This is a genomic window from Candidatus Phytoplasma asteris, from assembly GCF_038505995.1.
Taxonomy (GTDB): domain Bacteria; phylum Bacillota_I; class Bacilli_A; order Acholeplasmatales; family Acholeplasmataceae; genus Phytoplasma; species Phytoplasma asteris.
The window spans coordinates 296,800-317,079 of the sequence record NZ_CP128414.1 but is presented as its reverse complement, the minus strand read 5'-3'; the positions used below and the strand labels follow the sequence as shown (position 1 = coordinate 317,079).

The window sequence follows — 20,280 nt, the reverse complement described above, 5'->3', positions numbered from 1 at the left end:
TTATCTCCTTTAACTACTTTTGATTTGGCAATTAATTACCAAATATAAGCTAAAACTTCGCCACCAACTTGAGAAAGGCGAGCTTGAGCATCTGTTAGAATTCCTTTAGAAGTAGAAACCAAAGCAACTCCTAAACCGTTGAGCACTTTAGGAATTTGTTCTGCTGATGCATAAACTCTAAGTCCTGGTTTGGAAACTCTTTTTAAGCCTTTAATAACTCTTTCTTTGTTGGGAGCATATTTCAAACTAATAATTATTTCGCGAGATGACTGAGGTAGATAAAAATCTTTAATAAAACCTTCTTTTTTTAAAACTGCTAAAATTTCTAATTTTAACTTAGAAGCAGGTACTAACACTTTTAAATGTGACATTTGATTGGCATTACGAATGCGTGTCAGCATATCTGCAATAGGGTCTGTCATAACCATGTTTGAGCCTCCTTTTTACCTTTACCAACTAGTTTTTCTGACTCCAGGTAATTTACCTTGATGAGCTAACTGCCTAAAATTAATGCGGGAAATGCCGAATTTACGAATGTATCCGCGTGGTCTTCCATCAATAGAATCTCTGTTTTTTAAACGTACAGGTGATGCTTTGGCAGGAATTTGAGACAACCCAGCATAGTCAGCTTTTTTTTTAAGTTCTAAGCGTAGTTTGGCATATTTTAAAACTAGCTCTCTTTGTTTTTGATCTTTTACGATTTTGGATTTTTTAGCCATAAGTAATAGTTCCTTTAATTTTTAAACGGCATACCATAAAGCTCTAAAAGCTTTTTGGCTTGAGTGTTATTTTTGGCAGTAGTTACAATGATGATATCCATGCCACGAATTTTTTTAACTTTGTCGATATTAATTTCTGGAAAAACGATTTGTTCTTTTAATCCTAGAGCGTAATTGCCTCTGCCGTCAAAAGATTTACCAGAAATGCCTCTAAAATCTCTTACGCGGGGGAAAACTAAACGAGTTAGTTTGCATAAAAACGCCTCTTTGCGGGCTCCTCTTAAAGTCACTTTAGCTCCAATTGGCATGCCTTCACGTAATTTGAAATTAGAAATAGCTTTTTTGGCTTTAGTGATAACAGGGCTTTGTCCGCTTAATAATTTTAATTCTTCTACTACATCATCCAAAACTTTAACATTAAAAATAGCATCGCCTACGCCCATATTGATGACAACTTTTTCTACTTTTGGGACTTGCATAACGGATTTATAATTAAAAGTTTCCATTAAGGTGGCAGTGATTTTGGAATAGTCTAGAGTATTTTCTTTTTTCATTGACATTGATGCAAAGCCTCCTTAATTTTTTTCGTCTAATGTTTGATTTGATTTTTTAGCATAACGAAATTTTTTACCTGATTGTATTCGAATTCCTACTTTAGTGGGAGTTTGTGTTTGGGGGCAAACTAAAGCTACATTAGAAACATGAATGGGAGCTTCTTGTTTAACGATGGTGCCCTTTTCTTCGTTTTGGGAAGGGGGTTGGTGTTTGATTTTGATGTTGACACCTTCAACAATAATTTTTTGAGTTTTGGCAAAAACTTTTAATACTTTGCCTGTTTTAGTCATTTTTTTACCTGATTCGTCTGTTACAAAACGATCTTTGCCAGCTAAAATAGCTACTGTTTCTCCTACTTTAATACGCATTGAGTTGTCTCCTTACAAAACTAATTGGGCTAAAGAAACTATTTTGGAAAATTTCTTATCACTCAATTCTCTAACTACTGGACCAAAAATACGGGTGCCAATAATATTTAAATCTTCTTTTAAAAGTACTACAGCATTGTCGTCAAATTTAATGTAAGAGCCATTTTTACGTCTTAGACCTTTTTTGGTGCGTACAATGACAGCTTTTAGAACGTCATGTTTTTTAACTGTACCAGAACCTGATTTAACAGTTACTAATACAATATCTCCGATATTTACATGACTACGACGAGTGCCTCCTAAAATACCAATAACTAAAACTTCTTTAGCACCGCTGTTGTCAACTACAACTAAACGACTTTCTCGTTGAATCATATCAAAATCTCCTTACTTTGCGCTCTTTGCATGGGAAAGAATTTTGAATAATCGAAATCTTTTAGTTTTAGAAAGAGGTCTTGTTTCCATAAAATTAACTAAATCGCCTGGTTTGGCTTCTTGATTTTCATCATGGACGTGGAATTTTTTCGATTGTTTCACTCTTTTGCCATATAAAGGGTCTTTTTTGTAAATATCAACAATAACAGTAATGGTTTTATCCATTTTATCTGAAACTACTTTACCTACGAAAGTTTTTCTAAAATTGCGTTGCATTATTGTTGCTCCTCCTTGATAGTTTCTACAGTGTCATCTAAATCAGGGGTAGTTGGTTGTGGGGTTGGGCTTTGATTTGATAAAACAGGTTTGGCAGTGGAAGTGACAAAAGTTGGAGTAGTGGCTGTTTGTTGATTGCTTTTTTGGGTTAGGATTGTTTTGATGCGAGCAATGGTTTTTTTAAGCTTTTTGATTTTGGCAGTGTTAGTGAGTTTGCCTAAAGCTAATTGAAAACGCAAATCAAACAGTTCTTGTTTTAACTTGTCTACTTTGTTTTCTAATTCTTCTGGATTTAATTTTAAAATTTCTTGAGTTTTCATACTTCAGCACCTTTTTTAACGATTTTAGTTTTAATCGGTAGTTTGTGAGACGCAAGTCTTAAAGCTTCCATTTCTACTTTGGAAGAATTAGTGGTGTCTTTAACTTCGAACAAAACTTTACCTGTTTTTACCACAGCTACCCATTCTTCAGGAGAACCTTTACCAGAACCCATTCTTACTTCTAAAGGTTTTTTAGTTAAGGATAGATGTGGGAAAATGTTGATCCACACTTTTCCTGTTCTTTTCATGTAACGTGTCATTGCAATACGAGCGGCTTCAATTTGTTTGTTAGTGATAAAAGCACCTTCTTTGGCAACCAAAGCGTGGTTTCCGTTGGCAATAACGTTTTTACCTTTTGATTTTCCTTCAAAACTAACGCGGTGAGGACGACGATATTTAGTTCTTTTTGGCATTAACATGATTATTGTTGCCTCCTTTGAAATTGCGAGGGCGTCTGTTAGGAGTGTTAGAAGATTGGGAAGCAAACGGTTTTCTAGTGTCTAGAATGGTTTGTCCTGGTAAAACTTCACCGTGGAAAATCCATACTTTAATTCCTAAAACTCCATAAGTAGTGTGAGCTTCAACAGCAGCGTAATCGATGTCTGCTCTTAGAGTGTGTAGAGGAACTCTGCCTTCGGCATGTCCTTCGCTACGAGCTATTTCAGCACCACCCAAACGACCAGAAATTAAAGTTTTTACTCCTTTGGCACCAGCTTTTAGGGCTTTTTGGATTGCCATTTTTTGAACACGGCGGAAAAACATACGATTTTCTAGTTGTTCAGCCATATTTTGAGCAATTAATAAAGCGATTTTATCAGAGTTTTTAACTTCTAACACGTTAAGATTAACGTCTTTTTGGGTAAGTTCTTTGAGTTTGGCAACTAATTTGTTGCGTGTATCGCCATCTTTTCCAATAATAACGCCTGGTTTAGCGGTGTGGACAGAAATAGTGATACGGTTTTTATTTTTTTCTTTTAGGCGTTCAATGTCAATTTGACTGATAGCACTTTTTTTAGTAAAATTATTGATTAGTTTACGAATTAAAAAATCTTCTTTAATTAAATTAGGAATTTCTTTATCATTAACACACCATTGAGATTCCCAAGTTCTAATAATGCCTAATCTTAAGCCGTTAGGATTAGTTTTTTGACCCACTTTGTTCTTCCTCCTTTGATGTTTGCAAGTTTGTGCTAGAAGTTATTACTAAAGTAATGTGGCTGGTTCTTTTTTTAATCATATCACCAGAACCTTTAGCTCTTGGAAACATACGTTTTAAACGCAAACCTTCGTTGACAAAAACTTCTTTAACATAAAGTTGTTCGCGGTTTAATTTTAAATTATTAACAGCATTGGAAACAGCACTGTTTAAAAGTTTTAAAATAACGGGAGCAGCTACTTTAGGGGTAAAAGTTAAAATGGCTTGAGCTTGTGCAATATTTTTTCCTCGAATTAAATCAACAACTAAACGTGCTTTTCGAGGGGCGATTGAAACTTTTCTAGCAATCGCTTTGGCGTTTTTGGTTTCCATAGTTATTCCTTCCCATTATTTTATTTTTTTTGAATTTTTTTGTCTTTTTTGTTGTGTCCGCGGTAAGTACGTGTAGGGGAAAATTCACCTAACTTATGTCCTACCATGTTTTCTGTAATGTAGACTGGAATGTGTTCGCGTCCGTTATAAACAGCGATTTTGTGTCCTACAAAAATAGGTGTGATTGTAGAACTGCGTGACCAAGTTTGGATCACTTTTTTGTTTTTTAAGTTTTTTTGTTTTTCTATTTTTGCTAATAGATGGCTAGCAACAATAGGTCCTTTTTTAACTGAACGTGGCATATTAACAACTCCTTATTTTGTACGACGTCTAATAATTAAAGCATTAGATGCTTTTTTACGGTCACGAGTTTTGACCCCACGAGCTTTTTTGCCCCAAGGTGTCATTGGTGATTTGCGTCCAATAGGAGCTCTACCTTCACCACCGCCATGAGGGTGATCGTTCGGGTTCATCGCAGAACCTCTTACTGTTGGTCTTATTCCTAAGAAACGTTTTTTGCCTGCTTTACCGTAATTAATTAGTTTATAAGATTCGTTGCCGATCTCTCCAATAGTAGCACGACAAGTTCCAAGAACTTTGCGAACTTCGCCTGATTGAAGACGTAATAGCACGTATTTGTCTTCTCTACTAATAATTTGACAAAAAGAACCAGCACTACGAGCAATTTGTCCGCCTTTACCTGGTTTTAATTCGATGTTATGAACAGTGGTTCCTACTGGAATATTCATTAAAGAAAGGCAATTGGCAACTTTAATATCTGCTTCTTTACCAGAGACAATTTGCATCCCTACTGTAAGTCCTTTAGGAGCAAGAATGTATCTTTTTTCGCCGTCTAAATAGTGAATTAAAGCGATGTTAGCACTGCGGTTTGGATCGTATTCAATGGTAGCTACTTTGCCAACAATGTTATCTTTGTTTCTTTTAAAATCAATTAAACGGTATTTTCTTTTAACGCCGCCGCCACGATGTCTTACTGTAATTTTACCTTGGTTGTTGCGTCCGGCTTGGTCTTTATGAGATACCAATAATCTTTTTTCAGGAGTTTGAGTGGTGATTTCTGAAAAAGCAGAAACACTCATATTACGACATCCATTTGTAGTAGGCTTATATTTTTTAATTGCCATAATTTATACCTGCCTTGTATTTTTTTAATCGTTAATCGTTGTTTTGGTTGGGTTTGAGTTTATTCGTTAGCAAGGATTTCGATTTTTTGTCCCGGAGCTACTTTACAAATAGCTTTTTTATAACCCGAAGTATAGCCTTCGAATTTACCTTTTCTTTTGAATTGTGGTAAAACGTTGCGAGTGTTAACTGATAAAACTTTTACTTGAAAAATGCTTTCTAAAGCTTTTTTAATTTCTACTTTATTAGCTGTTTTGGCAACTTTAAAAGTGTATTTATTTTGTCTTTCGATCAATTTATTAGTTAATTCAGTAATGATTGGTGCTTTAACTAAATCATAGTATTTATTCATTATTTTAAAACCTCTTCAAAATAGTTAACAGCAGCAGCAGTTAGGACTAATTGTTTGCAATTAAGGATTTGATAAACACTTGCATGAGAAGCTGGAGCTAAAGTAATATAAGATAGATTGCGAGAAGCCAAAGCTAATTGTTCTGTCATTTGAGTAACTACAATTAAGGATTTGGAAGTGATGTTTAATTTTTGTAACATTTGTTGGAAATCTTTAGTTTTATGAGTTGCTAAATTAATGTTGTCTACAACTACTAATTGATTATTTTTAGCTTGGAGTGATAAAGCTGATTTTAGAGCCAGACTACGTACTTTTTGGTTTACTTTAACAGAATAATCTCTTGGGGACGGTCCAAAAGTAACTCCACCACCACGCCATAAAGGAGAACGAATAGAGCCATGACGAGCACGACCAGTTCCTTTTTGTCTCCATGGTTTTTTACCTCCACCAGCAACTAAAGCGCGAGTTTTGGTAGCATGTGTGCCTTGACGCATTGCAGCTCTTTGAGCATTTACAACGTCGTATAAAACTTGTTGATTAGGTTTAATGTCAAAAACAGTAGTTGCTAAAACCTTTTCAGAAACGAAGTCGCCTTGTTGATTAAGAATATTAATTTTTGGCATGCGTTTGCTCCTTTGTCAATTTTTTTACAGCAGATTTGATAATTACAAAACCTTTATTAGGTCCTGGGACATTGCCTTTTATTAAGAATAAGTTTTTTTCAGTATCAACCGAAAGAATAGCTAAATTTTGGATAGTAACAGTTTCGTGTCCCATGTGTCCTGGTAGTTTTTTACCTTTTAATTTACCTTTAATAGGGCCCATTGAACCTGGACGACGGTGATAACGAGACCCGTGACTTTCAGGACCTCTGCTTTGATTGTGTCTCTTAATAGAACCAGCAAAACCTTTACCTTTGGAAGTTCCTGTTACATCAACTAAATCACCTACTTGAAATAAATCGTTTGTGATTAGGGCGCCTACTGCTAAATTAGCTAGGTTTGAATTGACATCCGAACTAAAATTAATTTCTTTAATGAAGCGCTTAGGGGCAGTAGTTGCTTTTTTAAAATTTCCTAACATAGGTTTAGAAGTGTTTTTTTCTCTTTTGTCGCAAAAACCTATTTGAGTAGCTTGATAGCCGTCTTGGTCAACGTTTTTTTGTTGTAAAACAACGTTAGGTGCAACATCTACTATTGTTACTGGAACTAATTCTCCTTGTTCGTTAAAAACTTGAGTCATTCCTATTTTTTTACCTAAGATTCCTTGAGCCATGTCCTTCCTCTTTCTTTTTTTAATTTTGGTTTAAAGTTTGTAAAAAGTTTTTTTAAAGTGATTTTCAAAAGTTGATTGAAATTGTAATTGCAATTGTGATTGTGATTCAACCAAATGAAATGATTTAAATGAAATGGTTATAAAAAAGTAAATATTTATTCATATTAAAATGAATAGTGCCTAAATTTTGCTTTTGCTATTGGTTTTTTTTTAACAAAATATCAATTGCAGGTGGCAAACTAATGTGCATTAAAGATTCAATTGTTTTTTTATTAGGATTGATAATTTGAATTAAACGTTTGTGAGTGCGTCGTTCAAATTGTTCTCTTGAATCTTTGTTAACGAAAGGGGAACGCAAAACAGTAAATAATTCTTTTCTGGTAGGAAGAGGTATTGGACCTTCAATATTTGCTCCTGTTTTAGTGACAATATCAATAATTTTTTTAGCTGCTTGATCAATTAAATGATGGTCGTAGGCTCTTAGAATTATTTTGATAATTTCTTTTTCTTTTTTGTTCACTTATATTCTCCTTTTTTAGAAATGTTTGAAAATATTGCCTATTAGACAAATATTTTGCTTAAATAATTTTTTTCTTAGACAACTGACATTGGTGTTTTGTTTTTTGGATTAAAAGAAAAAATATTTAAAACAAGCCTTTTTATTATACCTTAAAAAAGATTTTATTGCAAGTCATTTTAATTACAAAAGTTAAAAAAGTAATTAATAATGTTTTTTAAAATAAAAAAAGCTGTTTCAAATAAGTAAAATGGTGAAAAGATTTATTTATTTTGGATTTTGTTTGTTAAAAAATACAATAAGTTAATTCAAATATCCTCATTAAGTTAATTCAAATATCTTTATATTAAAAGATAAAATGATTTAATGAAAAGGTTCATTTTTATATTTATATTTATTGATAACTTTTTTAACAAATTTAAAAAACTGTTTAAAAGGGTTAATTTTGGCAAAACACATATAACCATTAAATATTATAATTAAAACCCAAATAATAACTAATATAAAAACTCTTAAATAACTTGTATACATTTGTTTTTTAGTAAGTTGTAATAATAAATTATAATTTGATAGTATATTTGTATTAGATTGTAATGAATCTAGATATTGTTGTAAAACTTTTTGAGTATTTAGATTTTCAAAAAACGTATATATCAAAAAAGTAACAATCATTCCAAATACACTTAATAATAAAAAATTGATGTTTTTAATAAAGAAGATATGTTTTGTTTAATATCAGACATATTTTTTACTTATAATTATTTAAATGATTTAGATTTAGAATAACAGAAATAACCATTAAATCCTACTAACGCCAATACAAAGAAAAACTCTACAAAAAGGAAAACGTATTTTTTAGTTACTTCTTGTTTTTCTTTGAGGGCTTTTTGATCTTCGTTATGTTTTTCTAATTTGGCATCATAAGCTTTTTTTAGCTTCTTCATTAACCAAAGAAGCTGAATATGAATTCTCCTTGTAAAATTTCGTTGAATTATCATTATAAGTTTTAGAAAATGATGCCGTATCTGCTTCTTGATATTTTTTTGATGCTTCTAAAACAACAAAAGACCCAAACACACTTAAAAATACAAAACTAACAGTAAGTAAAAATTGTGATAATGATTTTTTTAATAACATTTATGTTTCTCCTTGATTTTATTTATTTTTTTATCTTATACACTTAAAAATAAAATAATTCTTTTAAAATAAATTAAATAGTAACTATCAAAAAATAAATAAATCCAAAATAATATTAAAACTATAAATTAAAATAATATCAAATAAGAAAAAACAATATCGTCATCTAAGAAAAAAATTATTTAAACAAAATAATTTGTCTAATAATGATAAATTAATTGTCAGTTGTTTTTTGAGATTTAGAAGGTTTGTTTTCCAAAATAAGTTTTCCTTTGTAATAACCACTATTTTTAGTAACTCTGTGAGACAAAGTAAAAGTATTAGTTTCTTTGCAAAGTACTAAAGCAGGATTGCTTAACTTATAATGAGTACGTCTTTTTCTTTTTGCCGTTTTTCCGGTGCGTCTAAAAGGAACAGCCATTTTATCAAATCCTTTCTTTATAATTTTTTGTTTTTAGTATTTATTATAAATAATAATAAAACTTTTAACAAATAAAAGGTTAATCAAAACCCAATTAATAACTGCCAAAAATTATTATTAGCACTTTAATCAAGCTTAAAAAATTAATAATCATGCCAAAGCGTGCAAAAATTAATTTTAAACCTAAGTTTATTTTATCTTAAAAAAGCTGTTTTGTCAATCTATTTTGAGCTTTTTTTACTTTTTTCTTATTTATTTGCTACTTTAATTATTATTTTGTCAAATTACAACAATATAACTAAATTAATTTGAGTTTTTTTAATAAATTAATTTTGTTGAAGTCCCATTTTTATGTTTCACCTCCGTAAAAGGTTTTGAAAACAAAGAAACTACTAAAAAATGGTTCTTAAAAGTATTTTTACCAACATTAAAAGTTAACGACGTAGACAAAACTGACAAATTTAGAGTTGGAGTAAAAGTTAAAACACAAGATAACAATGATTTTGAAGTATATACCAAAGACTCTAAATTTGCTCTTACCAAAGATAACAAATTTGTTTCAGCAGAAGTTCAATTAGAAGTAGAATTATTAACTCTTGATGGTTTAGTTAAAAATAAAACCGATACTGCTGATTTTGAATTAACTATGCAATATGAAGTAGTGGATGAAAATGGTAATGTAATTGCAGAAAATAACAAACTAACAGAAGCTCAATCAGCTAAATCCAAAATAAATTACACTAACACATACTAACAAACACTTTCCATTAACAAACATGTATAAATTGAATAAATTACTCTTTAATAACATTATTTTATAATCTTTCATTAACTTAAATAAATATCAAATAATCAATTCAAAGGCTATTAATTATTTAATAGTCTTTGATGTCTTAAACTCTTTATCTTTTTTGATGGTTTAACTAACTAAAAACCTAATGAATACTTTATAATTAACTTAAATAATTAAAAAACCGTCAATTTTAGAAAGAAAGAAGGGGATATTTTTCCAAAAATTTATCAATTTTCTAAAAAAAGGCATTAACTAAAATGTTTTTATCCAATACTTATAACAAAAAAACACTTTTATTTTTAATTATTATAATATTTACTTTATTTATTATTATCCCTCATTTTACCAAAGCTCAATCAAATCTTAAATTAAGATATGATTATAAAACAAGTATAAAAATAAGTTTGAGAAAAAAAGAAAGAAAAGCACAAACAAAAACACAAGTACAAGAAGAGCCAACATAAGAACAACAAGGACCAAAATTACACCTTGTAGAAATTGAAGGGGATTGGGATTCCCACCTGGACAAAATAATAAAACATATTAAAGAAAAGATTAATCCTAATTTTAATGGAACATTAACCAAAAGAAAAACAATAAATAGAATAAAAGATGGGAATATATCGTTCGAAATTGCTACAGGAACATGCGAGCCAAGTACAATTTGTTTATATCATGATGGAGAAATTCGAGGTGACCTAGATAAAAAATATACTTATCAAGAACTAACAAAAATGACAGGCAAATATACAAATTTGTATATTTTTTACCATGACATAGAAAATACCAAAAAATTAGATGGAGCTAAAAACCTACTTCTAGATGGATTTCAGGAATGGTAAGGCGTCTGAGAGATTGGGCAAACACTCAACAATAAACAACAATAAATCTTTTCTTTTATCTTTTTAATTATATATATTAATTTATATTATCTTTTTGGTAGCTTAATAATTTATACTTATAATTAATATTAACTACCTTTTTTAAAAGAAAGGAGTCTGTTTTTTACATTAACAAAATTAACAAGACTTCTAAAAAAAGACCAAATATAAACTTTAATTCCTTTTTAATGCTTATAATTATAAATATATTAATACTATTACTTAACATTAATTCTTATTTTATTAAAGCACATTCAACATTTAAATTAAACTATCAAATCAAAAGTACTTTTAAAATAAAAGTAAAAAAAGAGACTCTAAATAATACAATTCATAACATTAAAGTAAAAAACACTAATAAAGCTATTATCTTTATACATAAAAATATTGATCCTAATTATTACAAAAAAGTCTCATTTCACAAAACAATTAATCAAAACAAAGGCGAATTAATGTCTAAGTCAATTATTAATTGTCCCCAAAATATTATATTTATCTATCATGATGGAAAAATGCCATTTATTAAGGATAAAACACATACCTTAGAAGCAATCATAAACATGAAAAATAAATACAATAGTTTATATATTTTTTACTATGAACCAACTTTAATCCAAAAATATCTCTATCCTAAAAAAACAACTTGGTATAAACCTTATCGTAAGAAATAATTATTTCCATATTTAAAATAAATTAATAAACTATTTAAAAAATAAAAATAATATAAATAATGAAAGAAACTATCCTTCAGGATAGTTTTTTTGTTTTTAAGATCTAAATATAAAAGCTAAGTATTCTTTTTTACATCCCAAATTAATTTGGTTTATGTTATGATAAAGGTAAATGATAAAATAATTTAGAACTTATTTCTTTGAAAAACCAAAATAATATAACATTACAAAAAAAATTAATAATAAACTACAATTAAGTGTTTTTATATTGTTTAATCAATATTTAGATTGAAGGAAAAATTTTATGTCATCATATTATAATAGATTTTTGGCTTTATTCTTAAAACGCAATAAAACATTATCAAGCGATTTTTTCTCTCCTTTTTTATCCCAATTAACAAATAATATCACAAACCTAAAAAACATCCAAGAAAAAAACACAACCCCAAACATTATTACAAACAACCAAAACAAACAATTAAATCAAAGACTACAAACCCTAAATAACAAACACAATACCCAAACAAAACAATTACAAGAAAAATACCATCACATATTATTAAACATTTACGCACAAATAGAAAAACTCCAAACCAATAAAAAAACAATCCTCCAAAAATACAACTCACAACAACAAAAAACCCAAACTCTTTTAACCCAAGAACTTATTTATCAAAAAAACAAAAACAACGATAAAAACCTCCAATTAAAAGAAATCTTACAAAAAGAACTCAAGGAAATTACTAAAAAAAACAATCACAAAGAAACTACTCTTATAACTAATCTCAACAACAAAAATAACAACATTAATAATTTATTAATTCAAATTGAAAAAGACAAACAAAAATTAGAACTCAAAAACCAAAAACAAAACCAAGAATCAAAACAAAACTTTTATACTACTGATTTTAACCTCAATCAAAAAAACACCAATTTATTAAAACAACTAGAAACAACTCTTAATTTACAAGAAAAAGACAAAGGCAAATCAATTTGCATCTTAGAACAAATAAAGACTACAAAAAAACAAACTTATCAAAAAACCATTACCAAAACTCACAAACTATACCAAAATAAACTAAGTATAAACGACAAAAAACTAGACACCATAAAAGATGCTTACCAACAAGAAAAAACTATCATCCAAGCACAAATACAAGCTTTTTTTCTCCAAATAAGACCTTTTCCTTTTATAAATATACCAATTCTTTCCAATTACCAAATTGAAACATCCAAAAAAGCTCTTTTTTACAAACAACAAACAAACTGCCTTTCTTACCAAAACCAAAAATCTTTATGGAGCCAACAATATCACCTCATCAATCTTTTACACCAACAAGCAATTAATATGTGGCATTTAGAACACCACAAACAAAACAAATACAAACACATCTACCAACAAACCTTAGAAAAAATTTATCATCTCATCCACCAAAAAACAAATTATTTATTCTCCCAAAAAATAAACGGTATCAAAGAACAAATAAAAACAGTCCTTAACTTACATCTCCAAGAAACAGCTATCTTTGATAATCAAAAAGACTATCAAGAAACTTTCTTTGCTTATCAAAAAACTCTTTTAGCCTTACAACGTAAAAAAAACAATTACCAAATAGATTATCATTATCATTTCTTTGCAAAAAAACAAGAATTTGACCTTAAAACTAAAAGTATTGCCCTACAACTAAAATTAGAAAAAACCAAAATCCAACATTATTATTTAGAACAAACAACTACTTTAAAAAAAGAAATTAACAACTTCCAAACCCAATTAACACTTAATAAAATATTTCAAAAAGATGATTTTCTAACCTTCAAACTTACCCAAGAAAAAGAAAAACATCTCTTTTTACAAGACATCACCTTAATGCAAAAAGACATCTATTTATTATTACAAACCCAAAATATAGAACTTTTACAAACTTTAAATAATTTACTCAACACTTATCCATCTTGGCAAAAAGAAAGCACATTATTAGAACAAACTTTACAACAAATCCAATTACAAATTAATACTTTTACAAGTAATTATCAAACTAAAACTTGTCTTATCGAACAAATAATCTTAGACCAAATAAAAACCATAATTGAAACTAACTTATTTCCTATCATTCAAAAACAATTTAATCAAACAATTAATCTTTTACAAAAAAAACACCAATTAAACCAAACTAGCCTACAAAATAAAATTAATCTTAACGAACAAATAATATCTTTTTATGACAAACAATTAACCTTTCTTAATCAAAAAATACACACTGACAAAAAGAAAGGAATACAAGGATTTTTTCACAAATACAAACAAAAAGGAACTGACCTATATCCCCTTTTATACCAAATCAAAACTCACAAAGAACGTTATGAAAAAATTATCAAAAACCTCACCACAAAAAAAGATAAAGCAACCAAAAAACACCAACATATTTTAGAAAAAACAACTAACAAACACCAAAAAAAAATCAACAAAACCAAACTTAAAATAACCAAACTTTTAACTTTATGGCACTATTTAAAACCTGCCTCCAAAAACATTGCTCTTACTCCTTTAATCAATTTCAAAATATCAAACAAATCTTTTTTTAATGCTTGCCAAAAAACAATCACAAATGTTATCCAAGATATTTTATTCTATAATAATTATCAAAAAAACATTTATCAATGTTTAAATACTTTACTCAAAGAACAAATAAAAAAAGAACAAAAATTAATTCAAACAACTACAAATACCACTAACACAACTAAACACCTTAACAAAGTTTTTTACAACCAAAATGAATTAATAAAAAATGTTATTAATGTTTCTTTGGAAAAAACATTTAAACAAAATCAAATATCTTTATTACAAGAAATTACTAAAACAATTAAATCCAAAGAAAAAAGTTTAACCCAAACAACTAATTTAATGAAAGAAAAATTAGGATTATTAAACGAAAATCTAAGTGATGCTCTTATCAATCTTAATTTATCATGGCAACAAACACAAAAAGAATTACGCCAAAAACTATCAAACCTCAAAAAAGAAGCTCTCCTCAATTTTGAAAAAAAAGACAAATTATTTTTCGAACATAAAAAAATAGCCATCAAACAAAAAAACAACCAAATCTTTAAACATTTCAACAAACAAAAAGAAAAAATATCCCAATCATTTACTCACAAACAAAAAGCTAATCACAAAAAAATAACCAAAATAGAAAAACAAATCAAAAAAACCAAAAAAAACTTACTTACTAAAATCAAACTAACTAATTTCCAAACCAAACTCAAAACTATATTTTTAAAATGGTCTTTTTTTTGGCAAAAACAAAAAGGAAAATTCAAAATAAAACATCACCAAAAACAAATTACCAAACAAATCAAAAAAACTATTGCCCTTGATAAACAAATTTCTTAAAGCAAAAAAATATTGATATTATAAAATATTATAAAATGAAATTATAATTTATAAATAAATATAATAACAAATTTCTTAAAAAATATAGGAATAAAACAGTTTAACAAAACCACCCAAAAAAATCATTTATTACAACAATATTTAAAATCTATTTGCATTTTTATTTTTTTTAGTGTATAATTAAAGTAATTATTATTTTGTGATAAATATTAATTTCTTAAAAAAAATTTTAAATAATAATTTATCAAAACAATAATAATTAAGGATTAAGGCAAAAAGTAAATTTTTCACAAAATGAAGCAAAAAACTAAGAAAGGAGGCAAAAATGACATCCTCAAACCAAGTTTTAATTGAAATTAAAAACTTATCCAAAAACTTTTCTATCAAAAAAAACTTTTTAAAACCAGATACCTTACTAAAAGCCAACCAAAATATTAATTTATCCATTTTCAAAGGCGAAACATTAGCCGTAGTTGGAGGCTCTGGTTCAGGAAAATCAACTTTAGGACAAGTTCTTCTACAACTTGTAAAACCTACTTCAGGCAATGTTTTTTATCACAAAGAAACAATCCCCAAAACTAAGGAAACACAGACAAAAGACATTGAAGAAATTGATTTAACTACTTTAAGTAATAAAGAAAAGCGCTTTTTAAGAAAAGATTTACAAATTATTTTCCAAGATCCTTTTTCTTCCCTTAACACTCATCTCAAAATATCAGATATCATTGGCGAAGGACTTTTAATCCACAAAATGACAAAAGGCAAAAAAGACCCCAAATATCAAACAATGATTCTAGCTATCATGAAAAAATGTGGCATTGATACTTCTCTTTATGACCGTTATCCTCATCAACTTTCAGGGGGACAAAGACAAAGAATTGCAATTGCAAGAGCTTTAATTATTAAACCTAAATTTGTTGTTTGCGATGAAATAGTATCAGCATTAGATGTATCAATTCAAGCCCAAATTTTAAACCTTTTAAATGATTTAAAAAAAGATTACCAACTAACTTTCTTGTTTATTACTCATGATTTAGGAGTTGCTCGTTTTTTAAGTGACCGCATTTGTGTAATGCATTTAGGAAAAGTAATTGAAATAGCACCTTCAGAAAGCCTTTTTAAAAAACCTTATCATCCCTACACCAAACAACTTCTAAATGCTATCCCTAAATTAAAAACTCAAAATAAAGCTTTAGAAGAAATGCCAATCACCTACGAAACTAACAAATTTAGATTTTTATTTCACACTCAAAAACAAGACCTAGATTGGTATCAAGTAGCCCCTAATCATTTTATTTCTTGCACTTTAAAAAATAAAGCTACTAAAATATAAAGGAGTAAAATATGAGTTTATTAAAAGTTAGCAATCTACATACTTATTTTGAAACCCAAAAAGGTCTAATCAAAGCAGTTCGTGGTGTTTCTTTTGAAGTTCAAAAAGGCAAAACTTTAGGAATAGTTGGAGAATCTGGTAGCGGCAAAAGCCAAACTGCAATTTCTATTCTCAAATTATTTGAAAAAAACCAAAAAATTTACCAAGGCGAAATTACTTTTGAAAATCGTATTATTTCTCAATTTAGTGAAAAAGAAATGCAAAAAATCAGAGGAAACGAAATTGCTATGATTTTCCAAGATGCCATTTCTAGCCTTAACCCTGTTTTTAAAATCAAAAATCAAATTATAGAAGTTCTAATGCTCCATCAAAAACTTGATTACACCCAAGCTTATCAAAAAACTCTTGATATTTTGGAAAAAGTGCAAATTCCTAACGCTCAAAGAGTAATGAATTCATATCCTCATCAACTTTCAGGCGGAATGTGTCAAAGAATAATGATTGCTATGGCATTAGTTTGTAAACCTAAACTTTTAATTGCTGACGAAGCAACTACTGCCCTAGATGTAATTGTCCAAAAAGAAATTCTTAATTTAATTGCTTGTCTACAACAAGAACAAAACACTGCTGTTTTATTTATCACCCATGATTTAGGAGTAGTTTCTCAAGTAGCCGATGATATTATTGTCATGTATCAAGGACAAATTGTAGAAAGTGCTAAAACATCCCAAATATTAAAAAATCCAAAACACCCCTACACTAAAAGTTTACTTAATAATTTTTTAAAAACTGGGCTTGGTTATCATAATGTTTAGTTTGTTAAAAAAATAGTGAATCAACAATAATATCTCCTAAATATTTATTAATATTATTTGTTACTAAATATTATTTTTATTTCCCAACATTTCATCCATATTTTGAATTCTTATTTCTTTTACAACAATAAAAAAATACTTATTTTACCGCAAAAATTAAATAATTGCAATATAAAAAAATCAAAAAGAAGAATATAGGAGCAAAATGGTCATTAGACAACTATTACAAAAATATAAAAAATATTTAATTATTAGTGGAACATTTTTTTTACTTAGTATAATAAGTTTTGCAACCTACAAAATATTTTTTCAAAAACAACCCCCAAGAAATGATTTTATAGTTATAATTCCTAACTATGTTAACGGATTTGATCCAGGACAAAAAGCACACACTTCCAACGCACAAGGAGACAGATTATTTTGTTGTATTCACTCTGCTTTAATTTCTACAAATGAAAATGGCGATGTTTTGCCTCAAGTAGCTACATCATGGGATAAAGTGGAAAATGAAGATGCCATTATTTTTACTCTAAGAGATGATGTTTTATTTCATAACGGCAAAAAATTAACTGCACAAGATGTCAAATTTTCTTTTGAACGAGCCAAAGAAAAAGGAAATGACGAATATGCTATTATTAAATCAATCGAAACGCTAGAAAATGATACAAAGGTAAAACTTAAGTTGCAAGCTTTACCTATTTTTGTCTATGAACTTATTGCTAAATACAAAATACTTAGTAAAGAATCACTAGAAAAAGACCAAACACACAATCAATTAGAAGGACTAAAAATTGGTTCAGGTCCTTATCAATTAATTTATGAAGATTCTTCTAACAAAATAATAAAATTAGGACTTTTTGACAAATACTTTAATAAAGACAAAATAAAAAACAGCCAAAAAGAAATCCTTTTTAAAGTTAACTCTAACTACGATACTTCTTTATTGCAATTAGAAGAAGGAACTGTGGATGCTATCTTAGATTTTCCAATAAACAAAATAACTAATGCAAGCAACAAAAAAAATATTGAAGTCGTCCAAAATAAAGGTGCCAAATGTAGTGTTTTATTTATCAACAACAACAAAGTTAAAAAGGGGAAAAGAGAATTAATCGCCCAAACTCTAAATATCGAAAAGATAATTGCTGATCTAAATTTACCCGTTAATCCTTTAAAAACTTTTGTTCCTCAAGGAGAAATAGGACATAACGAAAATATTCAATACGCTTATGATTCAAACCAAAACGAAGTTAAAAACAAAGTTAGTCTTTTAAGCGAAAAAGACAAGGAAATTAAATTAGGAGCTTCTTTTAAAGAAATAAAAGAAGTAGTACACAAAATAAAAGAACAATTACAAGAGGTAGGTTTTGAAGTTATAGTAAACATACCAGAATCGCTTACTTTTTTTACAAATTCCAAAAATGGCAAATATGACATATCTTTTATGAGTAATATGAATGAAATGCCATACGGTCATAAAGTTTTAATAGATTATATGAACCCAATATTCGAAAAAGAAGGAAAACAAACTCCCAAAAGCCATTCTCACATTCAAGGAGACACAACACTAAAAAAACTTTTAGATGAAACCCAAACAATCACTGATAAAAACATTTACGAACAAACAGTAAAAGATATTCAAACTCATTTATACACAAATAAATATGTTATTCCTTTTTATCAACAAGACATATATTTTTTAACGAGTAAAAAAGTTCAAGGTCTTACATGCGATCCTTTTACAAGAACTGATTTTACCCAAGTTAAAGTAAGTAAATAAAATTTTATTCATAATAAAAATAATTTTATTTTCAAAACACAAACAAAAAAGGAAATAAAAAAATGAATTTTAAACAATTATTACAAAAATATAAAAAACAATTAGTTATAGGAGCAGAAGTTATTTTATTTGTTGTAATGGGTTTTGTAGTCTACAAAAAGCTTTTTAAAACAACTCCCCCAAGAAATAATTTTGTAGTAGCAATGCCAAATGATATTGTAGGTTATGACCCAGGAAATAAAGATCACACTCAAAGTGCACAAGGAGATAGATTGTTTTACTGCATCCACTCTACTTTAGTTTCTACAAATGAAAATGGCGATGTTTTACCTCAAGTAGCTAAATCATGGTTTAAAGTGGAAAATGAAGATGCAGTTGTTTTTACTCTCAGAGATGATGTTTTATTTCACAACGGTAAAAAATTAACTGCAAAAGATGTCAAATTTTCTTTTGAAAGAGCAAAAGGAAAACAACACGATGAATATGAAAATATTGAATCAGTTGAAGAATTAGAAGGCGGCACAAAAGTAAAACTAAATCTTAAAGCATTCCCTGCTTTTGCCTATGAAAGCATCGCTAAGCAAAGAATAATAAGCCAAGAAGCAGTTAAACAAGACCAAACAAAAGATCAATTAGAAGGACTTAAGGTTGGTTCAGGTCCTTATCAATTAGTTTCATGGGATTCTTCTGAAAAAGTAATAAATTTAAAACTTTTTGATAAATATTTTGACAAAGAAAAAATAAAAAACAGCCAAAAAGAAATCGTTTTTAAAACCATTTCTAATCAGGATACAGCTTTATTACAGTTAAGCGCAGGGACTGTGGATGCTGTCTTAGACTTTCCAGTAAATAAAGTAGCCGATGCAAAAAAACAAAAAGATATTACAGTTGTTGAAAATGCCGCTGTTAAATGTAGTTATTTAATGATGAATAATCAAAAAGTTGAACTTGAAAAAAGAAAATTAATTGCTCAAGCTTTAGATATTGAAAAAATAATTACTCAACTGGAATTACCAGTTAAACCTTTAAAAACTTTTATCCCCGAAGGAGAAAAAGGTCATAATCCAAATATTTCATATGCTTATAATACAAACACACAAGAAGTTAAAAACCAAGTTAGCCAACTTCCAAATAAAAAAATTAAATTCGGTTTTTCTGCTAAGGAAACTCCAGAAGTAGCAAACAAAATAAAAGAACAACTACAAGAAGTAGGTTTTGAAGTAACATTAGACATACCAGAATTTAATACATTCAAAACAAATTTAAAAAAAGGAGATTATGACATTTTGTTTATGAGTGATATGCATGAAATGGCATACGGTCATAAAGTTTTAACAGATTATATGACACCAAAAAAAGAGGGGGATTCTACCCAAGGAACTTGGGCTCATATTTCAGGAGACCAAACACTAAAAGATCTTTTAGAACAATCTCAAACAAATATAGATTTAAGTACTTACGTACAAAAAATTCAACAAATTCAAACTCATTTAGACCAAAAGAAATATGTTGTTCCTTTTTATCAACAAAACATATATTTCTTAACAAGCAAAAAAGTCCAAGGTCTTAAATGTGATCTTTTCACAAGAACTGATTTTACAAAAGTCCAATTAAGTAAATAAAAAAATATTCA

26 protein-coding genes are annotated in these 20,280 nt (G+C 28.5%); 7 read left to right on the top strand and 19 right to left on the bottom strand.

The annotated features are described in order from the left end of the window. Nucleotides 1–35: 35 nt before the first annotated feature. From rpsH to rpmF, 19 genes are all read right to left on the bottom strand, one after another. Complete coding sequence (gene rpsH / locus QN326_RS01780; protein WP_011160589.1) at nt 36–428, bottom strand: 30S ribosomal protein S8; 393 nt, start codon at nt 426–428, stop codon at nt 36–38. A gap of 21 nt (nt 429–449) precedes the next feature. After that, nucleotides 450–719 carry a 30S ribosomal protein S14 gene (rpsN, locus tag QN326_RS01775; RefSeq protein WP_011160588.1) on the bottom strand — a complete coding sequence of 90 codons (270 nt, stop codon included), beginning with the start codon at nt 717–719 and terminating at the stop codon, nt 450–452. A gap of 14 nt (nt 720–733) precedes the next feature. Continuing rightward, a complete protein-coding gene (gene rplE / locus QN326_RS01770) occupies nt 734–1,273 on the bottom strand; it encodes a 50S ribosomal protein L5 (protein ID WP_034172278.1) in 540 nt (179 codons plus the stop codon). A 21-nt stretch (nt 1,274–1,294) separates the two neighbouring features. After that, nucleotides 1,295–1,642 (bottom strand): 50S ribosomal protein L24, encoded by a 348-nt coding sequence (gene rplX, locus QN326_RS01765; RefSeq protein WP_342386758.1) that lies wholly within the window; start codon nt 1,640–1,642, stop codon nt 1,295–1,297. Between the two features lie 12 nt (nt 1,643–1,654). Continuing rightward, nucleotides 1,655–2,017, bottom strand: coding sequence for a 50S ribosomal protein L14 (gene rplN, locus QN326_RS01760; protein ID WP_011160585.1), 363 nt, complete (start codon nt 2,015–2,017; stop codon nt 1,655–1,657). A gap of 12 nt (nt 2,018–2,029) precedes the next feature. Then, entirely contained in the window at nt 2,030–2,293 is a 264-nt protein-coding gene (gene rpsQ / locus QN326_RS01755) for a 30S ribosomal protein S17 (protein WP_011160584.1), read from the bottom strand. Further along, nucleotides 2,293–2,613, bottom strand: a complete 321-nt coding sequence (gene rpmC / locus QN326_RS04160; RefSeq protein WP_034172276.1) for a 50S ribosomal protein L29 — start codon at nt 2,611–2,613, stop codon at nt 2,293–2,295. Before rpmC ends, rpsQ begins: the two co-directional genes overlap by 1 nt. Further along, nucleotides 2,610–3,032: a 50S ribosomal protein L16 gene (gene rplP, locus QN326_RS01745; RefSeq protein WP_011160582.1), complete on the bottom strand. Its 423-nt coding sequence runs from the start codon at nt 3,030–3,032 to the stop codon at nt 2,610–2,612. Before rplP ends, rpmC begins: the two co-directional genes overlap by 4 nt. Next, nucleotides 3,010–3,768, bottom strand: a complete 759-nt coding sequence (gene rpsC, locus QN326_RS01740; RefSeq protein WP_011160581.1) for a 30S ribosomal protein S3 — start codon at nt 3,766–3,768, stop codon at nt 3,010–3,012. Before rpsC ends, rplP begins: the two co-directional genes overlap by 23 nt. Continuing rightward, the gene (gene rplV / locus QN326_RS01735; RefSeq protein ID WP_024563686.1) at nt 3,752–4,141 is read right to left on the bottom strand and encodes a 50S ribosomal protein L22; all 390 of its coding nucleotides are present in this window, start codon (nt 4,139–4,141) and stop codon (nt 3,752–3,754) included. Before rplV ends, rpsC begins: the two co-directional genes overlap by 17 nt. Before the next feature lie 20 nt (nt 4,142–4,161). After that, on the bottom strand, nt 4,162–4,443 hold the full coding sequence (gene rpsS / locus QN326_RS01730; RefSeq protein WP_011160579.1) for a 30S ribosomal protein S19: 282 nt from the start codon (nt 4,441–4,443) through the stop codon (nt 4,162–4,164). Between the two features lie 12 nt (nt 4,444–4,455). Continuing rightward, on the bottom strand, nt 4,456–5,286 hold the full coding sequence (gene rplB / locus QN326_RS01725; protein WP_034172274.1) for a 50S ribosomal protein L2: 831 nt from the start codon (nt 5,284–5,286) through the stop codon (nt 4,456–4,458). Nucleotides 5,287–5,345: 59 nt separating this feature from the next. After that, the gene (rplW, locus tag QN326_RS01720; RefSeq protein ID WP_011160577.1) at nt 5,346–5,636 is read right to left on the bottom strand and encodes a 50S ribosomal protein L23; all 291 of its coding nucleotides are present in this window, start codon (nt 5,634–5,636) and stop codon (nt 5,346–5,348) included. Further along, nucleotides 5,636–6,259: a 50S ribosomal protein L4 gene (gene rplD / locus QN326_RS01715; protein WP_034172273.1), complete on the bottom strand. Its 624-nt coding sequence runs from the start codon at nt 6,257–6,259 to the stop codon at nt 5,636–5,638. Before rplD ends, rplW begins: the two co-directional genes overlap by 1 nt. Further along, nucleotides 6,246–6,911, bottom strand: a complete 666-nt coding sequence (rplC, locus tag QN326_RS01710) for a 50S ribosomal protein L3 (RefSeq protein WP_034172272.1) — start codon at nt 6,909–6,911, stop codon at nt 6,246–6,248. Before rplC ends, rplD begins: the two co-directional genes overlap by 14 nt. Nucleotides 6,912–7,107: 196 nt before the next feature. Continuing rightward, nucleotides 7,108–7,431, bottom strand: coding sequence for a 30S ribosomal protein S10 (rpsJ, locus tag QN326_RS01705; protein ID WP_342386756.1), 324 nt, complete (start codon nt 7,429–7,431; stop codon nt 7,108–7,110). Nucleotides 7,432–8,186: 755 nt separating this feature from the next. Further along, a complete protein-coding gene (locus QN326_RS01700) occupies nt 8,187–8,372 on the bottom strand; it encodes a hypothetical protein (protein WP_342386755.1) in 186 nt (61 codons plus the stop codon). Then, on the bottom strand, nt 8,347–8,565 hold the full coding sequence (locus QN326_RS01695; RefSeq protein ID WP_342386754.1) for a hypothetical protein: 219 nt from the start codon (nt 8,563–8,565) through the stop codon (nt 8,347–8,349). Before QN326_RS01695 ends, QN326_RS01700 begins: the two co-directional genes overlap by 26 nt. Before the next feature lie 214 nt (nt 8,566–8,779). After that, complete coding sequence (gene rpmF / locus QN326_RS01690) at nt 8,780–8,986, bottom strand: 50S ribosomal protein L32 (protein ID WP_212508898.1); 207 nt, start codon at nt 8,984–8,986, stop codon at nt 8,780–8,782. Nucleotides 8,987–10,036: 1,050 nt separating this feature from the next. On the opposite strand from rpmF, the gene QN326_RS01685 reads away from it, so the two are divergent. From QN326_RS01685 to QN326_RS01655, 7 genes are all read left to right on the top strand, one after another. Continuing rightward, the gene (locus tag QN326_RS01685; RefSeq protein WP_342386753.1) at nt 10,037–10,243 is read left to right on the top strand and encodes a hypothetical protein; all 207 of its coding nucleotides are present in this window, start codon (nt 10,037–10,039) and stop codon (nt 10,241–10,243) included. 869 nt (nt 10,244–11,112) lie between these two features. Beyond that, nucleotides 11,113–11,331, top strand: coding sequence for a hypothetical protein (locus QN326_RS01680; RefSeq protein WP_156956362.1), 219 nt, complete (start codon nt 11,113–11,115; stop codon nt 11,329–11,331). A 304-nt stretch (nt 11,332–11,635) separates the two neighbouring features. After that, the gene (locus QN326_RS01675; RefSeq protein ID WP_342386752.1) at nt 11,636–14,722 is read left to right on the top strand and encodes a hypothetical protein; all 3,087 of its coding nucleotides are present in this window, start codon (nt 11,636–11,638) and stop codon (nt 14,720–14,722) included. A gap of 325 nt (nt 14,723–15,047) precedes the next feature. Further along, on the top strand, nt 15,048–16,055 hold the full coding sequence (locus tag QN326_RS01670) for an ATP-binding cassette domain-containing protein (protein WP_041624692.1): 1,008 nt from the start codon (nt 15,048–15,050) through the stop codon (nt 16,053–16,055). An 11-nt stretch (nt 16,056–16,066) separates the two neighbouring features. Beyond that, the gene (locus QN326_RS01665) at nt 16,067–16,870 is read left to right on the top strand and encodes an ABC transporter ATP-binding protein (RefSeq protein WP_219474833.1); all 804 of its coding nucleotides are present in this window, start codon (nt 16,067–16,069) and stop codon (nt 16,868–16,870) included. Between the two features lie 205 nt (nt 16,871–17,075). Next, nucleotides 17,076–18,647, top strand: coding sequence for an ABC transporter substrate-binding protein (locus QN326_RS01660; RefSeq protein ID WP_342386751.1), 1,572 nt, complete (start codon nt 17,076–17,078; stop codon nt 18,645–18,647). A gap of 62 nt (nt 18,648–18,709) precedes the next feature. Beyond that, nucleotides 18,710–20,269: an ABC transporter substrate-binding protein gene (locus QN326_RS01655; RefSeq protein ID WP_342386750.1), complete on the top strand. Its 1,560-nt coding sequence runs from the start codon at nt 18,710–18,712 to the stop codon at nt 20,267–20,269. Nucleotides 20,270–20,280 lie beyond the last annotated feature (11 nt).